Genomic DNA, 24,897 nt, shown 5'->3' with positions numbered 1-24,897 from the left:
CCGGCGTGCTGAGGATGGACGTCCACCGGCGTTACCCGCTGCGATACCCGCGGGATCGAACAGGGGGTACATGTGGACCGATCTCGACTGACCCGACGGGAAACCGTGTTCCTCGTGATCGTGGTGGTGCTGTTCTCGGCCGTGGGAATCCGGTGGGTCAGCACGCGCAGCATCGCGGTGCCCGAGGCCGTCGAGGGATGGGCGATGCCGAACGCGAAGGGGACGGCGATCAGCCTGCACGCCTCCGCCGACGATCCGGCGGGTGAGGGTTACGTGATCGCCGGAGCGCGTTGGGCAGGCGTCGACGGTTCCTGGCATGGGGGCGGAGGCGGGCCGACCTGCGTGGGCACCGACACCGGTGCCAAGACGCACGTGCGGTTGGGCGTCGTGGACGTCGACACCGGTGGGGCCTCGTGGCGGCACGTGGTGTGGTTGCGATGCCTCGAACGGCCGCGTCCCGCAGGCTGACTCCACGAAGAGGGCCTGCGGCGCATCGGGGTGGCGCCGCAGGCCCCGTGGTCGGGTCAGAACGAAACGTTGACGCAGGCCAGGCGTGCGCCCGCGGTTCCGGCCTTCCCTTCCGCGGTGGAGGTGCGGTGCTCGTGGACCACCAGGGAGGCGGGGCGCCGGTCACCGAAGGTCCAGGCGACCTCGGAACGGGTCGAAGCCGCTCCCTGAGCGTCGGTGGTGAAGTCGAGCCAGATCTCGTTCTCGGGGTTGGCGTAGGCGGGGTCGGTGGACGGCTGCTTCGGGTCCTGGACGTGCTGGTAGTGCGGGCCGGCGGCCTCGCCGGTCGCGCCGCAGCGCTTGACGTGGACGTGTGCGCCGTACTCACGGTTGGGCACGAGGCCACGTACTTCCAGTTCGGTGACCGTGCCCTTCTCGGAGGTCTCGACACCGACACCGGCCAGCGCACCCGCCGGCACGAGGTCGGTGTCGTAGGTGACGGCGTTGCTGAAGCGGTGGTCGGCCTGGAACGTGGTGACCACGGCAGTGATCTTGCTCTCCGTGGCGGACGCGGGCGTGGCCACGGCGGTGACGGTCGTGGTGGCTGCGAGCGTTGTCAGGATGACGGCGATTCGGTTGCGCATAAATCGTGCTAACCAGACAGCGGAAGGGGCTGCAACGGGACGTCACACGTCAGGGCGTCCACTTACTGAGCTCACAACACCCTGATGCGGTAACGGAACGTAGCCTGGGCGTGTGACGACATTGCCTGAACCGGGTCGGACCACCCGCACCGACCGTACCTGGCTCGTGGCCATCGCCGCAGCACTGTGGGGCACCGACGGGCTGCTCAGGCTCCCGCTCGCCGAGGACCTTCCCGCCGCGTCCGTGGTCTTCTGGGAACACCTCATCGTGGCCACGCTCCTGCTGCCGTTCCTGCCGTCCGCGTTGCGCGCGCTGGCGCGGTGCGGGCCGCGGGAATGGGTGTCGGTACTCCTGATCGGCGGCGGATCGTCGGCGCTGGCCACCGCGTTGTTCACCGCGGCCTTCCAGACGGGGGACCCGGTGACGCCGTTGGTGTTGCAGAAACTCCAACCGCTGTTCGCGATGCTGGCCGCCTTCGTCGTTCTGGGTGAGCGACTGCGGAGCGGATACCTGGTTTTCGCCGTCCCCGCGGTGACGGGTGCGTGGCTGCTGGCGTTCGAGAACCCGTTCGACATCCAGGTCGCGGCCCTGCGCACGGCGTTGCTCGCGCTCGGTGCCGCCGCGCTGTGGGCGGGTGGGACCGTGCTCGGCAGGTTGGTGTCGACGAAGTTGCGCCCGCGCGAGGTGACCGCGTTGCGGTTCTCCATCGGCCTGCCGGTGGCGGCGGCCATCGTGGTGGCGCAGGACAGCCCGTTCGCGGTGGGCTGGGACAACGCGGTGGGTCTCGTGCTGCTGGCCGTGGTGCCCGGGCTGCTCGCGTTGAGTCTCTACTACGTGGGTATGCAGGCCACGCCCGCCGCGCGGGCGACGTTGGCCGAGCTGTCCTTCCCGGCCACCGCGGCGATCATCAGCGTCACCGTGCTGGACTCGACCTTGTCGGCCACGCAGTGGCTCGGTCTGGCAGTGGTGGTGTGTTCGATCACCGCGCTGGGTTGGCACGAGCGGTCCCGTTCGGACACCGTGGTGGTCGCGAAGGAGCAGGTGAAGGCGGGAACGTGAACGAGACCGGGGAACCACGTCACCAGCAGCTCGCCCGCAACGTGGGCGAGCTGCTCGCCGAGCTCCGGGTCGCGCAGGCGGGAGTGCAGATCCTCTTCGGTTTCCTGCTCGCCGTGGCGTTCACGGAACTGTTCCGCGACGCGAGCGGGTTCGAGAAGGTCCTCTACCTGGTGACGGTGCTGTTCACCGCGTCGGCCACCGCGTTGCTCACGGCACCCGCCGCCTGGCACCGGTTGCTCTTCCGAGAAGGTCGGCGTACCGAGATCCTGAGGGTGGGAAACCGGATGGTCGTGGCGGGGCTGGCCTGCCTCGCGGTGGCCATCACACTCACCGTCTCCCTGATCGGCAAGGTGGTCTTCGGGGTCGCCGCGATGGTCGTGCTGGCGGTGGTCGTCGGTGGGATCTTCACGCTGCTGTGGTTCGTCGTCCCCCGGTTGCTCAGAACCAGACCACTGGAGTGAGGCGCGGGACGCGAACCTCGCCCGACGTCACGTGGTCCCGGCCGCCAGGCTGAGGACACCTCGCGCGGTCGTGGCCGCGGGTTCTCCGGCTCGGCGGCCGCCCTCACGCCGCCCGCCGCAGCAGCCCGTGCGACCGGGACCTCCTCCGGCCTTGCCGGAGTCGTGGTCGCGCGGAGATGGGAAGAGGCACATTCGGCTGTGGCCTCCGCGTGCGACCATCACCCGACAGGGTGACAGCACCGAAAGCTGAGTGTGCAGTCTTGAATCGTGAGGCGATTTCGGTTAATGCCGGAACACGGCAGTCGTGCGAATCACCCGGAAAGCCCAGGCCGAAAGGGGGAGCGGCCGGGAAAGGGTGCTTCGTCCTTTCTTCGGCTCACTCCTCGTCCTCGTCGGCCAGGTAGGGGTGCGGCGTCGTCTCACCGGACTCGGCACGTGGCTTGAACCAATTGGCGAAGGCCAGGTCAGTGGTGAGTTCGGCCTCGGGGACCGAGTACAGCAGATCGAGGTCGAGACCAGCCAGCGCGTGTTCGTTGAAGGCGGTGTAGACGCCGTCGATCTCGTCCGGGTCCAGCACCTCGGCGAGGTCGAGTTCCACCTCGGCACGCGATTCGGCGACACGCAACGCGAGTGCCTCGGCCACGGACAGCGGACCGCTCCAGCCCTCCCGGGTGAGCCGGTGGCCGAGGACCGAGGTGGTGACGAGAAACTGCTTGGCGAACAACGCGCTGTACCGGTCCGCGTACTGCTGGGGCAGCTCGTCCACCACCCACAGCGCCTCCACCTCCTCGGCGGTGGCGTCCTCGTCGTCGAGCATCTGCACGTCGCCGAACAGCTCGTCGGTCAACATCTCGATGCCGTGCATCAGTGCCCCGGCCACGTACCTCGCCCGCTCCTCGTCGAAGTCACCGAAGTCACCGAAGTCACCGAAGGCGCCGAGATCGAAAGCCCTCAGGTAGCCACTCGCGCGCAGCAGGCTCGCCCTGCGGTCGGTCAGCTCGGTCTCCGACATGGTGGCCTCGATGTCATCGACCTCCTCGGATTCGAGCACGAAGGCCCGCGTGGGACCGGTGTCGTCGAAGTCGGCGGACAGCCCGTCACCGAACTCACCCGGTTCGAGCGACGCCGCCAGCGCACTGGCGAGCTGGTCGTCGGTCGCGGTCACGGCGCAGTGCTTGACCTCCCAGCCGGCGAGCAGGTCGATCTCGTCGATGAGCTGTTCCAGGACGGCACGGGTGGCGTCCTCGGCGAACACCAGCGCGGGCGCGTCGAGGAGCCAGCTCACCACGGCGCCGCCGAGATGCGCCTCGATGGAGTGTTCGACCGGAACGATCTCCACGCCGTCCGGGCCCTCGATGCTCGCGAGGTTGTTCAACCGGTCGTCGAGCAGGGAGACGACGCCGACCTGCTGTAACGGGTCCAGGTCCGGTGCCTCGGGTGGGGAGGCGAGTTCGGCCGTGAGTTGGTACTCCACGTTGCGCAGTGTGACACGACCGGCGGGGACTCAGCCTGCCAGTCCGAGGCGGGCGAGCTCCCTGCGGGACGAAACGCCCAGTTTCGGATACGCCTTGTACAGGTGGTAACCGACGGTGCGCGGGCTGAGAAACAACCGTTCGCCGATGTCCCGGTTGCTCAACCCGTCGGCGGCGAGACTGACGACGCGCCGTTCCTGCGGGGTGAGCCGGGTGGCCAGTGCTGTGCCTTCCATGCCGTTCACGCCGTTCACGCCGCTTCCGTGGAGCCCCTCGCCGCTCGCGCGCAGCTCCGCGCGTGCCCGCTCGGCCCACGGGCGAGCACCGAGACTCTCGAAGATCATGATCGCTGCCCGCAGGTGGGGCCTCGCCTCGGTGGGACGGCGCCTGCGGCGGAGCCACTCGCCGTAGCTCAGCTCGGTACGCGCCCGGTCGAAGGTGTGGTGGTCCTCGCGGCGGTGCAGGTCGACAGCGCGCGCGAACAACTCACCGGGATCGCCGGCGACCCCACCCGGCGCGCTCTCGGCGAGCAACGCCTGGTTGCGCAGCGCGACGGCCTGGGCCCAGCGCAGACCGAGTCGCCGTGCCCACTCCGCGTGCGCCTCCACGGCCTCCCGCGCGCGGTCCCACTCGCGCTGCCACCACTGGCCGTCGTGCTCCGTGTGTTGCGCGCGGGCGACGGCCTCCGCCAACTCCGGGGCCGCCCCCAACGTGTCGAGCGTGCCGGTGACCGGTGAGGCGTGCAGGCGCTGGAGCGCGGCGTCGTGCCGGCCGTGCCCCATGTCGAGCAGCGCGAGCGCGTGACTCGCGTCGGCGAGTGAGGTACGGCCCGCGTGGAAGACCGCCTGCTGTGCCTCGCCCCGCACCGCGGAGAGGTGCGCCAGCACGCTCGACAGCTCCGACACCGCCCCGACCTGACCGGACTCCTCGGCGTGCCGCAGCCCCTCCTCGGCACTGGCGTGGGCCTGCTCGTGCAGTCCCAGAGCCAGCTCGGCGCGTGCCAGCACGGCCAGGGCGGGAGCGAGTACCCCCTCCGCGGCTTCCGTCCGGCACTCCCGTACCACCGCCAGCGCCAGGTCACGCGCAACCGACCGATCTCCGAGAAGGAGTCGCCAGGTGGCGACGGCGAGCCGCCCCCGCAGCTCCAACGGACGGTCGGAGCACCGTGGGAAGACCGACGCGGAGTGCTCGACGAGCTCCCGCAGGGCGTCGGCGCTCCGCGCGGGCGAACCCTGGGCCGCCCGCACCAGCGAGCGGGCGTGGGCCGCCGCGTCGAGACCCAGTCGTTCGGCGTCGTCGGCCGCCTGCTCGACCTTGGCGATCTCGCCGCCGAGCCATGCCGAGTGCGCGGCCCAGAACAGCAGGCTCGAAGCCGACTCCGCGTCCTCCCCGGCGACGGCGAGCGCCGTGTCCCGCAACACACCGTAGGACTCGCCGAACCGGTTCCGGTCGTCGGCGAGCACGGCGTGGATCATCGCCGTCCGCACCCGCGCCGCCGTCGTCACGCAGTACGGCTCCGCCTGCCGCACGAGGCTCAACGCGCGTTCGGGCTGTCCCGCGTCAGCGGCGGCACGGGCAGCGGCGGAGAGCCTGCGGGCGCGGTCACAGGGGCGCGGGGTGAGTGCCGCCGCCCGCTCGTAGGCGGTGGCCACGGCGGTGTAACCCCCACGAGCGCGTGCGTGCTCCGCGCTGTGTTCGAGCGCTGCCGCGACCTCCTCGTCGGGCCCCGTCGCGGCCGCGGCGAGATGCCACGCCCTGCGGTCGGCGTCCTCCGCGTTCGTCAGCACGGCCGCCAGTGCCCGGTGGGCCGCGATGCGTTCGGGCAGCGACGCCGACCGGTATGCCGCCGCGCGCACGAGGGGGTGCCGGAAACCCAGGCAGGTCTCCGTGAACATCAGTAGCTCGGCTTCCTCGGCGGTCACCAGGTCGTTGACGTCCGCGCCGAGTCGCGCCGCCGCGGCCAGCACGGTGCCCGTGTCGCAGCTTCCGTCCGCCGCGGCGACCAGCACCATGGTGCGGGTGCTGGAGGGCAGCGCCGCGATCCGCTCGGCGAACGCCCAGTGCAGCGTGCCCTCCACGGGGCGTCCGTGGCTCGGGGCGCCGCCGTGCCGGTGTACGGCTGAGAGTTCCAGCAGGGCCAGCGGGTTGCCGTGGGCCTCGTCGGCGATCTGCCGCCGCACGTGTGCGGGCAGGTCGTCCGCGTGGGCGGCCAGCAGCGCGTCGGCGTCGGGGGCGGAGAGCCTCTCCAACCGGAGTTCGGGCAGGCCCGGGGTCGGCAGCGCGGGTGCGTGGCCCTCCCTGACGGTGAGCAGCAGGGCCACGCGCAGAGTGTCCAGGCGCCGGGCGGAGAACAGCAGTGCGTCGGCCGAGGGACGGTCCAGCCAGTGGGCGTCGTCCACGGCCACCAGCAGCGGTCGCTCGGCGGAGAGCGCCGCCAGCAGGGCGAGGACGGCGAGGTTCACGCTGTGGCGGTCCACGGGCCGGTAGTCCGTACGGAGACGTCCGAGCGCGCATCGCAGTGTCGCCGCCTGGTCGGGCACGAGTTCGTCGAGCCGGGACTCGACCCGCCGCAGCAACAGGTGCAGGCCGGCGAACGGGAGGTCCGCCTCCGGTTCGACGCACATGGCGTGCAGCACCGTCTCCTCGCCTGCCGATTCGAGCACCTGCTGGAGAAGGGCGGTCTTCCCGATGCCCGCCTCCCCCTTGACGACGAGCGCTGTCCCCACGCCGAGGCGGGCATCGGAAAGTACACCTTCCACAGTGGTGAGTTGTTCTGCCCGGCCGAACAACCGCGTTTCCGAAACTCGCATGAGGACAGTGTGGAAGTTCGAGTAATGTAGAGGTCAAGCCTCGTATGGATGCTTGTCCCGGCCCTCCTTCAGCGTGACGGCCCACCACGTCAACTGATCGAGCATCTGTTTGGCCGCGGTGGCCGCCGCGGCACCGTCCCGAGGACGGCCGTCGTCGCCGAAGTGATCCCAGAAGTTGTGGAAACTGATCGTGTTGCGGACGGTGACCGAGTGCAGTTCGGCGAAGACCTGCCGGAGCTGCTCCACGGCGCGCAGGCCACCGGCCATGCCGCCGTACGAGACGAACGCGACGGGCTTCGCCTGCCACTCCCGGCGGTAGTGGTCGATCGCGGTCTTCAACCCGGCGGGGAAGCTGTGGTTGTACTCGGGTGTCACCACCACGAAGGCGTCCGCCTCGGCCAGCCTGGCGCCCAGCGCGGTCACGTCGTCGTTCTCGTCGAGGGACGTCGGTAGGTCGTAGTCGGCCAGGTCGACGAGCTCGACGTCCATGGCGGCGTGCTCGCGGGCCTGCTCGGCGAACCACGCCGCGGGCACGGGACCGAAGCGGTCGGTGCGGACGCTTCCGACGATGACGGCGAGCCGGGGGCGGGTGACGGTGTTCGTGTGTGTCGTGGTCATGGCGGTGACGTTATGGGGGGTGAGGGCACCGGGACATCTGTCAGGTGACTGGACCGCCGACCGGTTGGGATTACGTAGAGGGATCGGCCGATTCACCCTGGTAGTGGTGTCGTGCTCACTTGGAGTGCTCATAGCGTGAGGTGCTGGCACGGACACGTCCCGAAAGGGTGGTGATTGCCATGAGTGGGTGTGGTTGCTGCGGTTCCTGCAGCGGGCCGAACTGCGGCTGCTGCGGGAAGTGCTGATCGACTCCTTCAGGAGTTCACCGCGTGCCCCGCACCGCACAACGACGTGCGGGTCGGGGCACGTGCCTCTGCACCGTGTCCGCAGGCTGCGCACGCGTGTCCGCAGTTCCCGTACGCGGCTTGCCGTTCGACCCCGCCTCCTGTGCCCACCGAACCCGCCCGCCGCTACACTCCAGGGCGGGCCGTTAGCTCAATTGGCAGAGCTGTGGACTTTTAATCCATAGGTTCCGGGTTCGAGCCCCGGGCGGCCCACCAACACATCCTGGTCGGCGGGTTGACAGGACGCTCTCCAGCGTTGCCGGGTCCGGCGACTACTTCGCGAGCGATGGTCGAGTCGTCACGGTCGTCAGCGACAACTCCGCCGACGCGCTCAAGGCCTACCTGCGCGAGGTGAGGCTTAGGCACGATGTTCACGCAGCACGAGTCGCAGGCACCCAGTGACCGGCTATGCCAGGTCAGGCGGGACGGCACTCAGAGCGCCAATCTGCTTGGTGTGCCTTACCAGACTGCCCTTCGTGGGGAGAGATTCCAGAGACCGCGCCGATGCCAACGCCCGTGCCACATCGAGCAACAGGTGCCCTGCCCGTATGGTCACGGCATGGACGTGGGTGGCCGGCCGACTCTCGACGAGATCGAAGACCGTTTCGTCGAGCTCCTCGCTGGTCGGTTGTCCCGGGGGGAGGGCGACCGCTGGGCGGCGAGGTGGGTGTTGGAGGACGGGATCGTCTGGGACGACCTCAGCTGGTGGGCGCTGAACTGCCTCCACGGAATCGATCTCCCCGCTGGCGGGGGAGGCGGTTACCTGCATGACGACGAACAGGTGAAGGCATGGCTCGCTGAGCTGAGGGAACGCCGAGCGAGGTGAAGGGCCGCGGCACCGTCCCAGCGGAATCCACTACTGGAGCCACCTCGAAACCGACGTGACCACGTGGTTCCGCGCCCACCACGAAGGCTGCCCGACGCGCATGGGCAGCCCTCGTCGGCTCACTCGCTCCAGACGACCGGGTCGTCGAGGTAGTCGTCGCCGTCGCTGAACTCGGCTCCGACCACCTCGATGCCCTCGCGCGAAGCCTGCAGGGCGCAGGTCTCGTACGACGCGCCCGCGGTGGTGAAGTCGCGGTCGGCGGTCTCGCTTTCGCACTTGCCCTCGACGTCACCGCTGATGATGACGCCGGTTCCGCGGCCGTCGGCCGTGGTGGCGCGCAGGCGCACCGAGCTGTACGAGAGGTCGGTGCCCTCGACGTTCTCGACCTGGTACTTGATGAAGTAGGGCACGAGTCCCTTCGCCCTGTCGCCGAACGCGGCGAGGTCGGCCGGGGCGCCCTGTTCGATCGCGGTGACGGTGATGGCAATGGTGCCGCTCATGTCGGTGCCGTAGGTGAAGGGGACGGTCGCGGTCTCACCCACCTTCAACTCCGTTCCGGGGGCGGTGACGTCACCGCTCGCGGAACTGCCGGACGGCTTCGCCTCGGTGGACTCGGGGGCCGGTGCCTCCGACGACGTCGGGGAGGCCGAGGCGGAGCTGGTCCCCGCCTTCGTGGTGTCGGCCGGTTGGGCGGCCCCGGTTTCGGTGTCGCCACACGCGGTCAGGCCGAGTCCGAGAGCGGCGACCGCGGCCGCCAGGGTGATACGTCGCTTCCGCACAGTTGACCACTTCCTGGTCGCAGGGGTGAGATGCCCGTTTCGACTGCTCGGCGACGTCGCTCGGCCCCATGTCCAGCGGAGATGTGATCGAGGTCAAGTCCGCGGGCAGGGCGTGTGTACCGGCTGCGAGCACGCGGGCACGGAAAGCGGGAAGTGAGTGCGGAAAGCGAGCCTCCGGGCACACAACGTCAGACCGGAGAGCCCGCTTTCGCAGTCAGCCATCCCACTCCGGCCGCGGGAGTCGGCTCAGCGCAGTTCCGCGAAGAATCCGCGGACGTCGGCCACGAGCGCGTCCGGAGCCTCCAGGGCCACGAAGTGGCCCGCGTCGTCGAGCTCGGTCCAGCGCACGACGTTGTGGTCGCGTTCGGCCCACGGGCGCACGGTGACGTCGTGTGCCGACAACAGCACGCCGGTGGGCGTGGTGCCGCGCGTGGGAGGCTCGTCGCTCCAGTCCGCCGCCGACATCTCCTCGTAGTACACCTGAGCGGCGGAGGCCGCGGTGCCGGTGAACCAGTAGATGCTGACGTCGGTGAGCAGCTGGTCGCGGTCCACGCACTGCTCCGGCAGCGCGTCGGCGGGGTGGGTGAGTTCCTTGAACTTCTCCACGATCCACGCGAGTTGCCCCACCGGTGAGTCCGTGAGCCCGTAGGCGACGGTCTGCGGCCTCTTGCCGTTGCACTGGAGGTAGCCGTCGTTGAGGTTCTGCATCCGGTCCCACCGCTGCCGGTCGCACTCGGTGAGCGCGTCGAACTCGCCCTCCGCGCCGGTCGGGAAGGCGATCATCGCGTTGACGTGCACGCCGACGACCTCGCCTGTCCTTCGCTCGCCGAGTGCGAGCGCCACCCACGCGCCCGTGTCGTAGCCGTGCACGCCGTAGCGGGGGTAGCCGAGTCGACGCATGAGGGTGCCGAACAGCTCCGCCATGCGTTTCGCGTCGACGCCTGGCCCGGCCAGTGGTGTGGAGAAACCGAAACCGGGCAGCGACGGGACGACGACGTGGAAGGCGTCCGCGGCCTCGCCGCCGTGGGCACGCGGGTTCACCAGGGGGTCGAGCACCTTCGCGAAGTCGGTGACGTTGCCGGGCCAGCCGTGCAGCAACAGCAGTGGGGTCGCGTCGGGTTCGGCGGAGCGGACGTGAAGGAAGTGGATCGGCTGCCCCTCGACCGTCGTCAGGAACTGCGGGAAGTCGTTCAACGCGGCCTCGTGCCGGCGCCAGTCGTAGGTGGTGCGCCAGTACTCGGCGAGCTCACGCAGGTAGTCGACGGGCACGCCTCGGGTCCAGCCCACCCCGGGAAGCTCGCTCGGCCAGCGGGTCGCGGCCAGTCGCGCCGCGAGGTCGTCGAGTTGCTGCCGGGGGATGTCGATCCGGAAGGGCCGGACGGTGTCGGAGTTCGTCATAAACGCGGACGTTAGGAGGCAATTGGGCCACTTGATGGCCGCTTGGGACGGCGCCGTGACATGTCCCGGTGAACCCGGAACGTGATCACAAGCGGTTGTCAAGATCACTCGGAAAGGGGTATCTCGCGGTGTGAAACGGACGTATCTTGATCATCGTTTGTGACCACGACGCCAGTGGGAGTGAAGCACTTTTGTACGCAGGCCCGCCGGAGCGAGCGTGAACGACACCAACTCCTTCACGCTCTTCGAGCACACCAGTAGGCAGCTGCGAAACCTCTGTGACGAAGCGGGTTTCCCGCCGACCGACGACACCGCGGTGGACATGCTCCGGGAGCTTCTCGGCGCGGGCGGCGAGCGTCGGCTTTCCGACGGCCCGTCGTGGCCCTCCGACGTCGCGGACGACGCCACCCCCGTCGAGTTCTCCGTCGCGCTGGACGACACGGGCGAGAACGCCGTGCGCGTTCTGGGCGAAGTGATCGCGGAGAAGCCGAGTATGGCCGCGAACGTGGTCGCCGCACGACGTTTCCTCGACTCCGTGTCCGACCGCCTCGAAATCCCGACGGACCGGTTCGACGCGGTACAGGACCTCTTCCTGCCCGAGCAACCGCAGGGGAAGTTCGCGTTCTGGTACTCGCTGATCTTCCGTCCGAACGCGAAGCCGAAGCTGAAGGTGTACTTCAACCCGGGTGCGCGAGGTGAGGACCGCGCGGCCGAACTCGTCGCCGAGGGATTCCGGCGGCTCGGGATGGACGAGGCCTACGACTCCGCGACCGAGCACTCCGTCCACAGGCCGGGGCAGGACCGGTTCACGTTCTTCGCGGTGGACCTGGACGACAGCCCGACGTCCCGGGTCAAGCTCTACATCTCGCACTACTCGGCCACGGTCGAGGAGGTGGTGCGCGCGTCCCAGGCCGTCGACGGCCTCGACGTCGACAGCATCCGCGACTTCTGCCGTGTGCTCGGCGGCGACACCGTGTCGTTCGACGGTAGGCCGTTGATCTCGAGCTACTCGTTCGTCGACGCCGATCCGAAGCGTCCCGGCAACTACAGCCTCTACCTGCCCATCCGCGACTACGTGGCCGACGACGCGGAGGCGCGGGAGCGAGTGGCGGAGTTTCTGTCCGGAAGGGGAAGCGACCCGGCGGGGCTGGACAGGGCGCTCCGTGCGCTCACCGATCGTCCGCTCACCGAGGGGCGGGGACTGCTCGCCCACGTGTCGTTGCGGCTGGGGCGGTTCGGCACCGGCACGACGATCTATCTTTCGTCGGAGGGATACGAGGTGCTCCCGCCCCGAGCCGGCACGCGGGCCGCGACGGGAGTCTGAGCACTTCGGACATCGAACACCTAGTCGCTGAAAGAAGGAACAGTGAAACCGTTCCCGCCGTACCGGATCCAGGTCGTCAAGGAAATACCGATCACGACCCGGCAGCAACGCGAGGAGGCGCTGGCCCGAGCCGCGTACAACCCGTTCAACCTGCCGGCGAGCATGGTCACCATCGACCTGCTGACCGACTCCGGCACCGGGGCCGTCTCGGCCGCGCAGGAGGCGGCCGCCGCACAGGCCGACCGCTCGTACGCGGGGTCGGACTCGTACTACCGGTTCCGCGAGGCGGTGGACGACCTCACCTCCTACCCGTACTCCTTCCCGGTGCACCAGGGGAGGGCCGCCGAGCGCGTGCTGTTCTCGTCCGTGCTGAAGCCCGGGCAGATCTCGCTGAGCAACACGCACTTCGACACCACGAGGGCCAACGTCGAGCTGCTCGGCGCGGAAGCGCGCGACCTGCCGTGCGCGGAGTTCGGCGACCTGGACAGCCGTGAGCCGTTCAAGGGCGACATCGACCTCGACGCGCTGGAGCGGACCCTCAGGGGCCCCGACGGTGAGCGCGTGGGGCAGGTGCTCGTCACGATCACCAACAACGGTGGCGGCGGGCAGCCGGTGTCGATGGCGAACCTGCGTGCCGTGCGGTCGTTGTGCGACCGCTACGGCGTCCCGTTCTTCCTCGACGCCGCGCGGTTCGCGGAGAACTCCTGGCTCGTGGTGCAGCGCGAGCCGGGCTACGGCCATCTCACCCCGCGCGAGGTCGCTCGCCAGGCGTTCGCGTTGGCCGACGGCTGCGTGGCGAGCCTGAAGAAGGACGGCATCGCCCCGATGGGCGCGCTGATCGGGGTGCGTGACCCCGAGCTCGCCAAGCGATGCGAGGTCAACCTCATCGCCACCGAGGGTTTCCGCACCTACGGCGGAATGGCCGCACACGACCTGGAGCGGGTCGCGCAGGGGCTCGACGAGGTGCTCGACCCGAACTACCTGCGGTCGAGGGAGGCGGACGCGGCCCACTTCGCCGAGCTCGTCACCCAGGCCGGGGTGGACATCGTCCAGCCCGCCGGTATGCACGCCCTCTACCTCAACGCGGGCCGGTTGCTGCCTCACATCCCCCCACACGGCTTCCCGGGGCACGCCCTCGCCTCCGAGCTGTACCTGGCGGGTGGGGTGCGCGCCGCCGAACTCGGGTCGCTGTACCTCGGCGAGTTCGACTCCGACCACAACCTCCTCACGCCCGCACCGTTCGAACTGGTGCGGTTGGCGATCCCCCGGCGCACCTACACGCAGGCGCACCTGGAGTACGTCGCCGACGTGCTCGCCGACATCGCCAAGGACCCGAGCCGGGTCGCGTCGTACCGCATCGTCGACGCACCGCCGCTGCTGCGGCACTTCAACCTCAAGCTGAAGCAGATCCCCGCCGGTTCCTGACCCGGAACACGACGAAGGCCACCTTCCCCGAAATGTTCGCGGGAAGGTGGCCTTCGTCGTGTCGAGGCCCGGACCTCAGGCGTTCGAGGACGCCATCTCGGGTTCCGGAAGCCTGCTCATCGCGTAGCGCACGAGCCGGATCAGGGCGAGCTTGCTGGACTCGCGCTGGCGCGCGTCGCAGAACAGGATCGGTACGCCCGGCGAGATCGCCAACGCGTTGCGGATCTCGTCCTCGGTGTAGTCGTCGGAGCCGTCGAAGCAGTTCACCGCAACGATGAACGGGATCCGCCTGCGCTCGAAGAAGTCGATGGCCGAGAAGCTGCTGTCGAGCCTGCGGGTGTCCACGAGCACCACGGTGCCGATCGCGCCTCGCGCGAGCTCGTCCCACATGTACCAGAAGCGTTCCTGGCCCGGCGTGCCGAACAGGTACAGCACGGTGTGCGGCGAGATGGTGATGCGGCCGAAGTCGAGTGCGACCGTCGTCGTCTTCTTCGACTCGACGCCCGTGATGTCGTCGATGCCGTCGCTGGCCGCCGTCATCAACTCCTCTGTGGACAACGGCGGGATCTCGCTCACCGAGCCGACCATCGTGGTCTTGCCCGCCCCGAAGCCCCCGGCCACGATGATCTTGACCGGGGTGGGGACCACGGGCGTCGCCGTGTTGTCGTCAGAGCTTGGAGAGACCATCGAGCACCGCCTGAAGTAGTTGACGATCCGGGGCTTGCATCGGTTGCGAGGGTGACCGCACGATCACTTCGCCTCGTTCGATGAGATCGCCGCACAACACCTTCACCACAGCGATCGGGATCTTCACGTGAACCGCGATCTCCGCGATCGACAGCGGTCGTTCACAGAGGTCGAGGATCGCCGTGTGCTCCGGGGTGAGGCCGACCCCGTCGCGTTTCGTTCCGGACAACGCCATCACCTGGGTGGCGACGTCCAGGGTGACGTCCGAGGCCGGTATTCGCCCCCTGGTGATGGCGTACGGCCGCACCAGGGGGCCGGCCGCCTCGTCGTACCACTGATCGTTCATGTCACGTCCCCGAGGCTGCCGCGTTCCTCGGCGCGGCGGTCATGTAGTCGCCGACGCGCTTGACCAGACGGTTCATCTCGTAGGCGATCATTTCGACGTCCACCGCGTCCTCGGCGAGCACGGCGAGGCACGCTCCCGTGCCCGCGGCGGAGACGAACAGGTAACCCTCGGTCATCTCGATCAGGGTCTGCAGCACAGGGCCGCGCTGGAAGTGGCGGCTGACCCCCTTGGCGAGGCTCTGGAGGCTGGAGGCCATCGCGGAGAGCTGGTCGGAGTCGTCCTTGGACAGCGAGTTGGACTTACCCATCAGCAGGCCGTCGGCCGACAGCACCACGGCGTGCTGGGCTCCGACCACGCGGTCCACCATGTCGTCCAGCAGCCAGTTGAGATCCAACATGGAATTGCCGTTCTCGTTCATCGATGAATCCGCTTCCCCTATCAGTTAGCGTCGGTCGGTCGGGACGCGTCGTCGGCATCGCGTCCCCTGCGAGTGCCCTTGTGGAACGCCGTCAGCGTGCTGCGGGTCCGGCCCGAGTAGCGCTCCAGGTCTCGCTGCTCGGATTCGGGGTCGTCACGCAGTTGGTCCACGAGGTTCTCCTGCGGCCGTCGTTGCGGCAGCGGTGCGCGTCGCCGCTTCCGCTGTGGAAGGCCTTCGGCAGGCTGCGCGGAGTCGGTGTGCTCCGCGACGGTTGAGGTGGTTCCGTTCGAGGCCGGGGTCTCCGTGCCACGCGTTGTCGGCGTCGGTGCCGGTGCCGACCCGTTCACGGGGGTGGTCGGCTGGGCCGGAGCGGACTGCTGGTGCGCCGCACGCTCCGGAGCGGGGGCCGGGCGGGGGCGGACCTGCTGCGCCGAGGCCGGGGAGGCCGACCGCACCGGCGTTGTGGTGGCCGGGCTGTGCACCTCGATCTCGGGTGCCTTCGCCAGGGTGGCGTGGAAACCCGAGTCGACGTCGGCGGCCTGCTCGTCACCGGCGAGCACGTCGGTGGGCAGCAGCACGGTGGCCCGGGTGCCGCCGTAGCGGGAGGAGTCGAAGGTGACGTGCGCGCCGAGCCGGTGTGCGAGCCGGGCGACCACGAACAGACCGAGGCTCGCGTCGGCCTTCATGGCCATGGCGTCGAACTCGGGCGGCTCCGACATCATCGAGTTGGCCCACTCGCGGACGTCGTCCTTCATGCCGAGACCCTGGTCGGCGATGTCGACGACCACGCCGCGCGCCACCTTCGTCCCGGTCATGTACACGGGCGAGCCCGGGGGCGAGAACGTGGTCGCGTTGTCCACCAGCTCGGCCACGAGGTGGATGGCGTCGGCCACGGCGGACCCCACGAGCGCCACGTTGGGGATGGGTTCCACCTCGACGCGCGAGAAGTGCTCGGTCTCGGAGATCGCGGCCCGCAGGACGTCCATCAACATGACCGGCTTGCGCCAGCGCCGACCCGGCTGCTTGCCACCGAGAATGATCAGGTTCTCGGTGGTGCGGCGTGCCCGGGTGGCGAGGTTGTCGAGCTGGAACAGGCTCTTGAGCTGGTCGGGATTCTCCTCCCGACTCTCCATCCGGTCGAGGATCTGCAGCTGCCGGTGCACCAGACCCTGGTTGCGGTGGGCGATGCCGAGGAACACGTTGTTCACACCACTGCGGGCCTTCGCCTCGCTGACCGCGGCGTTGACGGCCGTGAGCTGCGCGAGGTTGAACGCCTCGGCCACCTGCCCGATCTCGTCCCGACCGTGGTCCAGCCGGGGCAGCTCGGCGCTCACGTCCACGGCCTCGCCGTCCTTCAGCCGCTGCACGATGCTCGGCAGCCGGGTGCTGGCCAGTTCGAGCGAGTCGTTGCGCAGCCGTTCGAGGCGGGTCATCAGGGTGCGGTCGACCAGCGTGCGGGAGACGCGGACGGCGACCACGATCGACGCGATGGCGGCGATGAGCGTGAGCGCGCTGCCCAGCAGCACGTTGGTGAGGTTCTGGCCCGCGTCGTCCAGGGCCTTCGACGACGTCTGGTCGGCCTGAGTGATGGTGAGCGACGCGAGGTCGTTGGAGATGCGGCTGGTGAGGTCGCGCAGCTCGGTACCGTTGAGCGAGAGCGTGTTCACGTCGAGCGAGCCGGGCCCGTGGGCGATCAGCTCGTTCTCGATGCCCTGCAACCGCTGCCAGCCCTCGTCCGCGACCAGCCTGTCGTAGGTCTGACGGACGTCGGGGAGCACGTTCGGGGCCGTCTCGTTCAGCGCCGACCGGTAGGAGCCGACCAGCTCGGAGAACGCGCGGTGGTCGGCCGCGGTGAAGTTGCCGTTGGCGAAGGCGCTCGACGCCAGCGACGCCGCACGCGACATCTGGTCGGAGGCGCGGAAGAGGTCGGTCGCCACGAGAGCGTTCTGCGTCGCCTCCACGTCGGGCACGAGGCGGGCCTGCGCGTCGAACACCCCGGCGGCGGTGTCGACGAGCTCGTTGTAGTACTCGTTCACCTCGTCGGGCAGAACGCTTCGCAGGTTGATCTGGGAACGCATCTCGGGAAGTCGGTCGAGGCTGCGTTCGAGGTCGCGCATGCGGCCTGAGATCTCCTCGGGCAGGTCGGAGGAGATGTCCGCCATCGTCTGACGCAAAGCGCCGAGGGAGGTGTCGACCTGCTGTTGCTGCTGCTGGAGCTCCAGCAGGCCGGTGTCCCGCTTCTCGAGGTACACCAGCGAGAGTTGCCGTTCCTGTTGCACCGCACTGAGGGAGGTGACCGCGGGGATCGACACCTGCTGCACGCTCGACGCCACGGCGCGCACGTAGAAGGCGTCGATGACGAAGTACGCGGACATGCCGATCCACAGCAGCAGAAGCGCGATACTCGGGACCAGCACCGTGCCGGTCAGTCGCTTCCGGATCGACTTGTGGTGTCCCTGGCTGTTCTCCTGCGTTGGTTTGTCTTCGTTGTTCACGACGCTCCACGACGACCTGTTGAACCGCTGCCGGGCACCCGCGCATGCGGACTTCCACCGAGACCCGGGCACAGTGCCATACCTGTGCCCCTGCCACCAGTCACCCGTTTGTGCCTTGTCGAGGGGTGATCATGGCGTATGGGGTTCGTCGTCGTGCGCCGACCCCTGCTTTGGTACGGACGTCCCAGCTCAGTGGCCCGCTTCCAGCGGTTCCCGCGCGGCGTCGGGCAGGCGGCTGTCGTCGGCGACCGGCCAGGCGAGCGGGTCGGGTCCGAGAGCGCGCAGTTGGTCCACCTGGAGTGCGCACCACGGTGACACGGTGGTGCGGTCGGCCTCCACTTCGGCCACGAACTCCCGCCACGGAACCCAGGCCGTGTCGTCGACCTCCTCGGGGTTCGGGGCGGCGTCCCGTCGATTGGTCACCGTGGCGCGGTACACGGGACACACCTCGTTCTCGCGGGTGCCGTTCGGCATGGTGGCCTCGTAACGGAACTCGGGCAGCACCAGTTCGATGCGGTCGGCGACGAGGCCGAGCTCGTCGGTGAGGCGCCGGGCCACCGCGTCCGGGATGACCTCGCCGGGGCCGGGGTGGCCACAGCAGGAGTTGGTGCGCACGCCGGGCCAGGTGGACTTGTGCCTGGCCCGCCAGGTGACCAGGAAGTTGCCCTGCTGGTCGAACAGGTAGCAGGAGAACGCCAGGTGCAGCGGCGTGGACTCGTGGTGGACCTCTGCCTTCGGCGCGTAGCCGATGCGTTCGTGCCGCGATCCGCACAGCACGACGTACTCGACGTCGGGATCGAGTGTTGAGGTCATCGCGGCGTTACCACCCTTCGTCGTCGCCAGCGGAACGGTCGTTTCACCCCGCCCCGCACGCCGACTCTGAGTTGATCATGTTTGTTGCGGCCGGGCAAGCGGGCGCAGGCTGTTCGCGTGTTCCCTCACCGCTGCGGGACTATGCCTGCGGCCACGTTCCGGGCAGTCGAGGATAGTTTCACTGCCCGGAACAGGCGCTTCGGTAGGTGGTTCAGCCGGAGTGTGCGGGTGCGGCCGTGCCGAGCGCGCGGTCGACCCACCGACCCAACGGCAACAGCAACACCGCCGCGGCGAGTGCCAGGTGGACGAGCATGAAGACCACAGCGGTGAGCACACTCGGCGGGCCACCCACGAACACCACGATGTGGGACGCCCACGCCAGCTCGTCCGGCCTGCTGCCCGCCGACCACACCTCGTTGAGGGCCCAGAAGGTCAGGTCGTTCAGTCCGGCGATCACGATCAGGATGCCCGCGACACCCGTCTTGAGCACGTTCGCCGTGCGGGCCCCACCGAGGCGGTACGTCATGAGTGCGAACAGCACGATGAACGTCACGATGAACAGTTCGAACTGGTACACCGGCTCGAACGCACCGGGATCGGTGTCCGCCGTCCGAGCGAACTCCTGGATGCGCAGCACCATCTCCGTGTCGATGTAGCTCATGTAGCCCACCACGGCCAGCGCGATCAGCGCGGGGGCGGCCTTGACCCTCGGGAACAGCGCCACGGCGGGTACGGCGAACAGGAACGGGCTGACCTTGAACAGCCAGTCGCCGATGTTGTCCAGCGTCTGGTCGGGAGGGAGCACCACCATGATGAGCAGCGCGAGCACGGCCGCGGGGACGGCGAAGACCAACCACAGCCAGCGGCGGTGCCGGTAGAGCGTGCGGATCAGCTCACCGCCGGTGCCCGTGGCCTCGGTCGGGTTGGGCGCCGTGGACGTCACTTCTCTTCCTCCAAGTGGGGCTTCTGCGTCCAGAACGGACCGAGTGCGAGCGCGTCGACGTCGGTCTTCAGGAAACACCTGATGGCGTCCTCGGGGGTCGCCACGATGGGTTCGTCGTTGTCGTTGAACGACGTGTTCACCACCATGGGCACCCCGGTGATCTCCTCGAAGTGCTTGATCAGCCGGTAGTACAGCGGGTTGTCGTCCTCGCTCACGGTCTGCACGCGCGCGGTGCCGTCCACGTGGGTGATGGCGGGAACGCGGTCGCGCTGGTGTTCGAGGACGTCGAAGACCAGCAGCATCACCGGCGACGGGTAGTCGCTGGCGAAGTACTCGCCCGCCCGCTCGACCAGGCACGACGGGGCGAACGGCCGGAACGCCTCCCGGTGTTTGACCTTCTCGTTCATGCGGGTCTTCGACTCCGGGTCGCGCGGATCGGCGAGCAGTGAGCGGTTGCCGAGCGCCCTCGGCCCGCACTCCATCCGGCCCTGCACCCACCCGACGATGAGACCGTCCGCGATCTTCGCGGCGGTGTGCGCGGCGATGTCGTCGATCCGCCGGTACTCCACGCCCGCGTCCTTGAGCGCGGCCTCCATCTCGGCCTCCGTGAACTCGGGGCCCGTGTAGGTGAATCCGGTGCGAGGCCGGGGGAGGTGGTGTTTACCGACGGTCACCTCCAGCGCGGCGCCGAGCGCGCAACCGTCGTCGGCGGCGGCGGGTTGGGCGAAGAACTCCTCGAACGGCGTCTCCAGCAGGATGCGCCCGTTCATCACGCTGTTCAGTGCCACACCGCCCGCCATCGCCAGCCGCTTCGAGCCGGTCCGCCGCTGCAGCCAGCGCGCCAGGTGCAGGCCTGCCTCCTCCAGCGTCACCTGAAGCGCGTAGGCGATGTCCGAGTAGTGCTGCGGCACCGGGTTCTCGGCCGTCACGCGGGTCCGGGGCCGGGCGGGGCCGAACGTGTCGGTGAACTTCTTCGACAACTGGTGTTTGCCGGTGGTGTGGTGGCGGAACCAGCTCAGGTTCAGCTCGAAACCGCCGTCGGGGTCGAGGTGCACGAGGTCGCGGAACGCCTCCACGTAGGTGTCGCGGCCGAACGGTGCGAGGCCCATGACCTTGCCCTCGTCGCGGGTCGGGTAGAAGCCGAGGTAGCCGGTCACCGCCGCGTACATCGCGCCGAGGGAGTGGGGGAACTTGATGCGGCGCAGGTCGTGGATGCGGTTGCCCCGGCCGTGCGCGAGCAGGGTGCTGGTGCCGTCGCTGCCGATGCCGTCGAGTGTGAGGACGGCCGCCTCCTCCCACGGGCAGATGTAGTACGCGCTGCCCGCGTGCGCCCGGTGGTGGTCGATGAGGTGCACCTTGAACTTCGTCGGCCCCGTGTACCCGACGGCCTCCTTCACGTCACGTTCGAGCGTGAACGAGCGCTTCATGTGGGCCAGCACGGCTCCGCCGACGTGGTAGTCGTCGACGCCCTTGCCCCCGCCGGTGCGGAACGTGTCGAGCAGGCCCGCCGCCTTCCCACCGTCGTCGCCGTTCTCGTTACGGAAGACCTCCAGCGTCTTCGGGAAGTACCGGGCGAACACCTTCGCCGCGTGGATCGGTTCGGCCCACCGGGTCCAGTAGTAGGCGACGTGGTCGACGTCGCCGAGCGTGACGCCCGCCTGCTTCAGGCAGAACTCGATCGCCTTCGCGGGCAGGCGCCCGTCGTGCTTGACGCGGGTGAACCGTTCCTCCTCGGCGAAGGCGATGATCTCGCCATCACGAACGAGGGCCGCGGCGGAGTCGTGCACCCTGCTGATGCCGAGGACGTACATGGGCAGCTCCAACTTGTCTCGCTACTTACTTCCGGGGGTCGACCCCGAGGCCGGGGCACGAGTGGCGGGGTGTTCGGGTCGGGAGTGGTGCGGGGTGGTCGGGCGGGAGCGACTCGGGGTGGTCGGGCGGGAACGACTCGGGGTGGTCGGGCGGGAACGACGCAGCAGGCGGCGCAGAACCGCCGCTTCGGCGGCGAGGCCGAGGACGATCGCGCAGAAGCCGCCGACGGCACCGAGGCCGGGGGCCAGCGCGAAGGCGAACACCACGGTGGCGACGAGTCGCAGCGCGGCGGCTCCCGCGGTGAGCGACAGCACCCGGCTGTCGGTGTTCTCCACGAGGTATCCGGCGTAGATCAGGGTGATCGCCAGGACGATCTCGACGCCGACGACACCCGCGAGCACCACGTACCCCGACGCGGTCAGCGGCAGCTCGGCGGCGGCCAGCACGGTCGTCCGGGTGGCGGGCACGAGCAGGGCGGCGCCGAGGGCTGCGACGAACGCGAGCCCCGCCAGTTCGGCGGCCCGCAGCAGCCGGAGTGCCTTGGCGCGTCCGACGGCACCAGCGGTACCGCGCAGGTTCATCGAGGTCGCCGGCTGCGTGAGCTTGAGGTGGTAGAGCGCGAACGAGCACACCATGCTCGAACCGAGCAGGGCGAGGTGGAACGGCCCGCTGTCCACCACGCGTCCGCTGAGCGCGAGCACCACGAAGATCAGCGACACGGTGACGGCGTCGAGCAGCTCGGTGACTCCGAGCAGGACGGTGCTCCGCCCGAAGGCCCGCGTCAGCCGAGGCCGGGCGTGCCGTGGCGGGCGAACCCAGTGACGGGGCAGCGCGGCGAGCGAGCAGACGATGACCACCGCGATGCCGCCGACGAGCACGAGCAGGTGCCCCTGCGGTGAGAGGTCGAACAGCCACGTCGCCGTGGTCACCGCCGCGACACCGGCGGCGGCGACGGTGAACGCCGCCGCGTCGAGTGCGGGCCTGCCGCGCAGGCGGTGCAGTCCGGAAACCGTCATCAGCAGTCCGGTGCACGCCGCCCACGTCGCCGACGCCAGGTACAGCGTCACCTGCGAGGACGGCGCGACGACGACAGCGGCCACGAGCGCCACGGCCAGCGCCACCACGGGTGCCGCCGCGATGCGGAGCGCGAGCCCGGCGAGGGACGCCGTGGTCAGCCGGGTTCTCGGCAGGATCTTCAGCGCCGCCTTCTCCGCCGCCGTGGGTACGAACACGAGCCAGCTACACGTGCCCCACGCGTTGGCGAAATCGCCGTACTGGGTGGCGCCCCACACCGCGAGGAGCGCCACGGCCATGAGCTGGACACCGATCCGGAACGCGCCGCGGCCCGCGAGCAGACGCGCCATCACCATCGGGCGCAGCGGCGTCGCCATGGACGTGCTCAAGGCAGCGGCACCGCCATGTCCTGTTCCTCGGAGCCCTGTGCGTCCAACCTGAACTTGAGCGTGCCCCGCACCGCGCTCTCCGCCGACCGCAGCTGCTCGACGGAGGAGGCGGTGAGCACGACGTAGCCGAGCTTGTACCCCGCCTGCTCGTACGGCCGCACGAGCGTGCCCTCGTGAACGAACAGTTGCAGGTCGGCGACCTCCGGCATGGCGCGAACCTCCTCGGCGCCCTCGATCGCGGCGAGTCTGCCGGTGCGGTCGGAGGCGAGGATGTGTACGAGGGTCGGCATCGGCGGCTTGGGGGTCAGCACCGGTTTCTCGCCGACGGCCTGTGCCATCGTGGCGGCCATCAGGTCCACGCCGTAACAGTTCTCGACCACCTCGGCGATGCCGTTGCCGCCCATGCGGGCACCCATCTCGATCAGGTACAGCGTGTCGTCGCGGGTCAGCACGGCGTCGAAGGTCAGCGGGCCGTTGCGGTAGCCGATCTCCGCGCACACCGCGGCGAGCATGCCGGGCAGAGCCTGGGCGGCGTCGTGTGGCAGGTCGGCGGGCATGGTGTGGGTCGTGGTGACGAACAACGGTGGCGGGGTGATCGTGCGCTCGGTGACGGCGTGGAAGGCGATGTCGCCGTCCACCACGAGTGCCTCGATCGTCAGGTGCCTGCCGTCGAGATGTTCCTCGACGACCACCCGGCCGCGCTGCGAGAAGGTCAGCGACTCGGCGACGACCGACCGCAACTTGCCCGGGTCGGGGCAGGAGATGACCCCTCGGCTGCCGGAGGAGTCCACGGGCTTCACGAGCGTGGGAAACCGCATGTGGCGGGCGGCCCGCACCAGTTCGGGCCCCGAGGTGCCCGACACGCTGCGATAGGTCGGCACACCCGCGCGCTCGCACACGGCACGGAACACCGGCTTGTCCACCGACGCCTCCACGGCGGCGTGCGGCAGGGGGGAGGGGAGGTTCCACGCCTTCGAAAGCCACGCCTGTGTGGGCAGTCCGACGTCGCTGGCGGGGCAGATGACACCCGCGATGTCGGTGCGGGAGCGCAGCGCCGCGTCGATGCGCTCGGGTGCCCGCACGCTCAGTTGCAGGTACTCGTCGGCCACGGCCACGCCGGGTGCGCCTGCCCGGACGTCGACGCAGATGGTGCGGTAGCCCAGCTCTCTCGCACGGCGGTAGACCCCGACGGAGCCGTCGGCGCCGCCGAGCACGACCAGTGTTCTTCTCATGTGGTCCCCAGGTTCGACGGTGTGCTCAGGAGGCGGTCGGCCTCGTCGACGGGAAGGCTGGCTTCCCGGATGTAGTACAGCCGTGGTCGCGGCTGGCCCGCTCCCACCACCACCAGCGATCGCACGCTGAGCGCCAGCGTCACGAGTCCCACGGAGAGCAGACCGAAGAGCACGGCGTTCAGCGCGGTCCCGGTGACCAGCCCGGTGGCTGTGGTGACCGCCAGCACCATGGCCAGCGCTCCCGAGAGCACGCACGCCGTCGCCGCGGCGGTGCTGAGCCTGCGGCTGAACCCGACGAACAGCTCGATCGCATGAGACGAGAGGAAGCTCATGCCCACTTTGGACTCACCCCGGGATCTGGCCCGGTGTGCGACGGGAACGGTGGTGTACCGGCTGGTCAGCCGAGGCACGGTGGCGAGGAAGTACGGCGTGCCCAGCCGGAGGTCGACGATCCGCTTCGCCAGTTCGGTCCGCACCAGCCGGAACGCCGTCGCGCCCTGCGGCAGCTCGATGCGCAGCAGCTTGCGGCCGATGAAGTGGAACGCCGCCGTGCCCCAGCGCCGCAGCACCGGGTCCTGCCGGTTGGTGCGCACGCCGAACACGGCGTCGTAGCCCGACTTCGCCGCCGCGATCAACTTGTGCGCTTCGGCGGCGGGGAACTGCTGGTCGGCGTCGACGTGGAGGATCCACGGCTTTCGCGCATAGCGGTAGCCGGCCGAGAACGCGGCCTCGAAGCCGAAGTTCCTGGTGAACGAGAGGAACTGGACGCGTGGGTCGGTCGCGGCGAGCGTCCGGATGACGTCGAGACTTCCGTCCGTGCTGCCGTCGTCGACGTAGAGCAGTTCGAGATCGAACTCGCCCAGCTCGGCCACGATCTCGGCGTACGAGTGCTCGATGTTGTCGACCTCGTTGTAACACGGGACGACGACGGTGATTCCGGTCTCTTCCGGGTAGGCAGTGCCCTCGGTCATCGACGAGAATCGCTGGTGGACGCAGCTGTACCCCGGTGCGCAGGACGTGCAGGCGAGCACATGAACTTCCCCTGTTCTGGTCTGGGGCCGCGGATCGACGCGAGCCCCGGCTGACGAGGATGGCTGTTTATAAGCCGTGGCCCCTGGGCATTGACCAGAGCTGCTGGGAAAGTTGCGCCGTTCGGCCGACGTCCATTTCGAAACCCGTGATCTGTTCGGCCGATTCGCC

General features: G+C 69.3%; 22 protein-coding genes and 1 tRNA gene. 7 read left to right on the top strand and 16 right to left on the bottom strand.

The window, feature by feature from the left end:
- Positions 1 to 72: 72 nt before the first annotated feature.
- Positions 73 to 468 (top strand): hypothetical protein, encoded by a 396-nt coding sequence (locus SACCYDRAFT_RS24125; RefSeq protein WP_005460255.1) that lies wholly within the window; start codon positions 73 to 75, stop codon positions 466 to 468.
- Between the two features lie 56 nt (positions 469 to 524).
- On the opposite strand, the gene SACCYDRAFT_RS24120 is transcribed toward SACCYDRAFT_RS24125, so the two are convergent.
- Entirely contained in the window at positions 525 to 1,091 is a 567-nt protein-coding gene (locus SACCYDRAFT_RS24120) for a superoxide dismutase family protein (RefSeq protein ID WP_005460253.1), read from the bottom strand.
- A gap of 166 nt (positions 1,092 to 1,257) precedes the next feature.
- Between SACCYDRAFT_RS24120 and SACCYDRAFT_RS24115 the strand changes: the two genes are divergently transcribed.
- Together SACCYDRAFT_RS24115 and SACCYDRAFT_RS24110 are read left to right on the top strand one after the other, a co-directional pair.
- A complete protein-coding gene (locus SACCYDRAFT_RS24115) occupies positions 1,258 to 2,151 on the top strand; it encodes a DMT family transporter (RefSeq protein ID WP_043537521.1) in 894 nt (297 codons plus the stop codon).
- Complete coding sequence (locus tag SACCYDRAFT_RS24110; RefSeq protein WP_005460249.1) at positions 2,148 to 2,612, top strand: DUF6328 family protein; 465 nt, start codon at positions 2,148 to 2,150, stop codon at positions 2,610 to 2,612. Before SACCYDRAFT_RS24115 ends, SACCYDRAFT_RS24110 begins: the two co-directional genes overlap by 4 nt.
- A gap of 376 nt (positions 2,613 to 2,988) precedes the next feature.
- Here the strand turns inward: SACCYDRAFT_RS24110 and SACCYDRAFT_RS24105 are convergent, their stop codons facing one another.
- The 3 genes from SACCYDRAFT_RS24105 to SACCYDRAFT_RS24095 are packed head-to-tail and all read right to left on the bottom strand — an operon-like array spanning position 2,989 to position 7,512.
- A complete protein-coding gene (locus SACCYDRAFT_RS24105) occupies positions 2,989 to 4,086 on the bottom strand; it encodes a hypothetical protein (RefSeq protein WP_005460248.1) in 1,098 nt (365 codons plus the stop codon).
- 30 nt (positions 4,087 to 4,116) lie between these two features.
- Entirely contained in the window at positions 4,117 to 6,894 is a 2,778-nt protein-coding gene (locus SACCYDRAFT_RS27220) for a helix-turn-helix transcriptional regulator (protein ID WP_005460247.1), read from the bottom strand.
- Between the two features lie 33 nt (positions 6,895 to 6,927).
- Positions 6,928 to 7,512: an NADPH-dependent FMN reductase gene (locus tag SACCYDRAFT_RS24095; protein ID WP_005460246.1), complete on the bottom strand. Its 585-nt coding sequence runs from the start codon at positions 7,510 to 7,512 to the stop codon at positions 6,928 to 6,930.
- Between the two features lie 424 nt (positions 7,513 to 7,936).
- On the opposite strand from SACCYDRAFT_RS24095, the gene SACCYDRAFT_RS24090 reads away from it, so the two are divergent.
- Positions 7,937 to 8,012, top strand: a tRNA-Lys gene (locus tag SACCYDRAFT_RS24090).
- 343 nt (positions 8,013 to 8,355) lie between these two features.
- Positions 8,356 to 8,622 carry a hypothetical protein gene (locus tag SACCYDRAFT_RS24085; protein ID WP_043536877.1) on the top strand — a complete coding sequence of 89 codons (267 nt, stop codon included), beginning with the start codon at positions 8,356 to 8,358 and terminating at the stop codon, positions 8,620 to 8,622.
- Positions 8,623 to 8,741: 119 nt separating this feature from the next.
- Here SACCYDRAFT_RS24085 and SACCYDRAFT_RS24080 read toward each other — a convergent pair whose 3' ends face one another.
- Positions 8,742 to 9,401: a hypothetical protein gene (locus SACCYDRAFT_RS24080; RefSeq protein ID WP_005460242.1), complete on the bottom strand. Its 660-nt coding sequence runs from the start codon at positions 9,399 to 9,401 to the stop codon at positions 8,742 to 8,744.
- A gap of 246 nt (positions 9,402 to 9,647) precedes the next feature.
- Positions 9,648 to 10,799 carry an epoxide hydrolase family protein gene (locus tag SACCYDRAFT_RS24075; RefSeq protein WP_005460240.1) on the bottom strand — a complete coding sequence of 384 codons (1,152 nt, stop codon included), beginning with the start codon at positions 10,797 to 10,799 and terminating at the stop codon, positions 9,648 to 9,650.
- A gap of 217 nt (positions 10,800 to 11,016) precedes the next feature.
- Here SACCYDRAFT_RS24075 and SACCYDRAFT_RS24070 point away from each other — a divergent pair, with 217 nt between their 5' ends.
- Entirely contained in the window at positions 11,017 to 12,123 is a 1,107-nt protein-coding gene (locus SACCYDRAFT_RS24070; RefSeq protein ID WP_005460232.1) for a tryptophan dimethylallyltransferase family protein, read from the top strand.
- Between the two features lie 42 nt (positions 12,124 to 12,165).
- The gene (locus tag SACCYDRAFT_RS24065; protein ID WP_005460230.1) at positions 12,166 to 13,548 is read left to right on the top strand and encodes a tryptophanase; all 1,383 of its coding nucleotides are present in this window, start codon (positions 12,166 to 12,168) and stop codon (positions 13,546 to 13,548) included.
- Positions 13,549 to 13,623: 75 nt separating this feature from the next.
- Here the strand turns inward: SACCYDRAFT_RS24065 and SACCYDRAFT_RS24060 are convergent, their stop codons facing one another.
- From SACCYDRAFT_RS24060 to SACCYDRAFT_RS24015, 10 genes are all read right to left on the bottom strand, one after another.
- On the bottom strand, positions 13,624 to 14,235 hold the full coding sequence (locus SACCYDRAFT_RS24060; protein ID WP_005460228.1) for a GTP-binding protein: 612 nt from the start codon (positions 14,233 to 14,235) through the stop codon (positions 13,624 to 13,626).
- Positions 14,216 to 14,581, bottom strand: coding sequence for a DUF742 domain-containing protein (locus tag SACCYDRAFT_RS24055; protein ID WP_005460226.1), 366 nt, complete (start codon positions 14,579 to 14,581; stop codon positions 14,216 to 14,218). The genes SACCYDRAFT_RS24060 and SACCYDRAFT_RS24055 overlap by 20 nt, the downstream gene beginning before the upstream one ends.
- 1 nt (position 14,582) lies before the next feature.
- Positions 14,583 to 14,999 carry a roadblock/LC7 domain-containing protein gene (locus tag SACCYDRAFT_RS24050; RefSeq protein ID WP_005460224.1) on the bottom strand — a complete coding sequence of 139 codons (417 nt, stop codon included), beginning with the start codon at positions 14,997 to 14,999 and terminating at the stop codon, positions 14,583 to 14,585.
- Positions 15,000 to 15,019: 20 nt separating this feature from the next.
- Positions 15,020 to 17,494 carry a sensor histidine kinase gene (locus tag SACCYDRAFT_RS24045; protein WP_005460221.1) on the bottom strand — a complete coding sequence of 825 codons (2,475 nt, stop codon included), beginning with the start codon at positions 17,492 to 17,494 and terminating at the stop codon, positions 15,020 to 15,022.
- A gap of 189 nt (positions 17,495 to 17,683) precedes the next feature.
- Entirely contained in the window at positions 17,684 to 18,307 is a 624-nt protein-coding gene (idi, locus tag SACCYDRAFT_RS24040) for an isopentenyl-diphosphate Delta-isomerase (protein WP_005460219.1), read from the bottom strand.
- 211 nt (positions 18,308 to 18,518) lie between these two features.
- A complete protein-coding gene (locus SACCYDRAFT_RS24035; protein WP_005460217.1) occupies positions 18,519 to 19,250 on the bottom strand; it encodes a hypothetical protein in 732 nt (243 codons plus the stop codon).
- Entirely contained in the window at positions 19,247 to 21,061 is a 1,815-nt protein-coding gene (locus SACCYDRAFT_RS24030) for a carbamoyltransferase family protein (RefSeq protein ID WP_005460215.1), read from the bottom strand. Before SACCYDRAFT_RS24030 ends, SACCYDRAFT_RS24035 begins: the two co-directional genes overlap by 4 nt.
- Positions 21,062 to 21,082: 21 nt before the next feature.
- Positions 21,083 to 22,453 carry a hypothetical protein gene (locus tag SACCYDRAFT_RS24025; protein ID WP_005460213.1) on the bottom strand — a complete coding sequence of 457 codons (1,371 nt, stop codon included), beginning with the start codon at positions 22,451 to 22,453 and terminating at the stop codon, positions 21,083 to 21,085.
- Between the two features lie 8 nt (positions 22,454 to 22,461).
- On the bottom strand, positions 22,462 to 23,697 hold the full coding sequence (locus SACCYDRAFT_RS24020) for an ATP-grasp domain-containing protein (RefSeq protein WP_005460211.1): 1,236 nt from the start codon (positions 23,695 to 23,697) through the stop codon (positions 22,462 to 22,464).
- The gene (locus SACCYDRAFT_RS24015) at positions 23,694 to 24,668 is read right to left on the bottom strand and encodes a glycosyltransferase family 2 protein (RefSeq protein WP_005460209.1); all 975 of its coding nucleotides are present in this window, start codon (positions 24,666 to 24,668) and stop codon (positions 23,694 to 23,696) included. Before SACCYDRAFT_RS24015 ends, SACCYDRAFT_RS24020 begins: the two co-directional genes overlap by 4 nt.
- Positions 24,669 to 24,897 lie beyond the last annotated feature (229 nt).

The sequence above is a fragment of the Saccharomonospora cyanea NA-134 genome (assembly GCF_000244975.1).
Taxonomy (GTDB): domain Bacteria; phylum Actinomycetota; class Actinomycetes; order Mycobacteriales; family Pseudonocardiaceae; genus Saccharomonospora; species Saccharomonospora cyanea.
This window is presented reverse-complemented; position numbering and strand designations above follow the sequence as displayed.

Bases quoted from the DNA above. Each gene is read 5' to 3' on its own strand.
- SACCYDRAFT_RS24085 (WP_043536877.1), top strand. From the start codon at position 8,356: ATGGACGTGGGTGGCCGGCCGACTCTCGACGAGATCGAAGACCGTTTC.
- SACCYDRAFT_RS24015 (WP_005460209.1), bottom strand. From the start codon at position 24,668: ATGACCGAGGGCACTGCCTACCCGGAAGAGACCGGAATCACCGTCGTC.
- SACCYDRAFT_RS24030 (WP_005460215.1), bottom strand. From the start codon at position 21,061: ATGTACGTCCTCGGCATCAGCAGGGTGCACGACTCCGCCGCGGCCCTC.
- SACCYDRAFT_RS27220 (WP_005460247.1), bottom strand. From the start codon at position 6,894: ATGCGAGTTTCGGAAACGCGGTTGTTCGGCCGGGCAGAACAACTCACC.
- SACCYDRAFT_RS24050 (WP_005460224.1), bottom strand. From the start codon at position 14,999: ATGAACGAGAACGGCAATTCCATGTTGGATCTCAACTGGCTGCTGGAC.
- SACCYDRAFT_RS24020 (WP_005460211.1), bottom strand. From the start codon at position 23,697: ATGAGAAGAACACTGGTCGTGCTCGGCGGCGCCGACGGCTCCGTCGGG.
- SACCYDRAFT_RS24055 (WP_005460226.1), bottom strand. From the start codon at position 14,581: ATGAACGATCAGTGGTACGACGAGGCGGCCGGCCCCCTGGTGCGGCCG.
- SACCYDRAFT_RS24060 (WP_005460228.1), bottom strand. From the start codon at position 14,235: ATGGTCTCTCCAAGCTCTGACGACAACACGGCGACGCCCGTGGTCCCC.
- SACCYDRAFT_RS24075 (WP_005460240.1), bottom strand. From the start codon at position 10,799: ATGACGAACTCCGACACCGTCCGGCCCTTCCGGATCGACATCCCCCGG.
- idi (WP_005460219.1), bottom strand. From the start codon at position 18,307: ATGACCTCAACACTCGATCCCGACGTCGAGTACGTCGTGCTGTGCGGA.
- SACCYDRAFT_RS24095 (WP_005460246.1), bottom strand. From the start codon at position 7,512: ATGACCACGACACACACGAACACCGTCACCCGCCCCCGGCTCGCCGTC.
- SACCYDRAFT_RS24120 (WP_005460253.1), bottom strand. From the start codon at position 1,091: ATGCGCAACCGAATCGCCGTCATCCTGACAACGCTCGCAGCCACCACG.
- SACCYDRAFT_RS24025 (WP_005460213.1), bottom strand. From the start codon at position 22,453: ATGGCGACGCCGCTGCGCCCGATGGTGATGGCGCGTCTGCTCGCGGGC.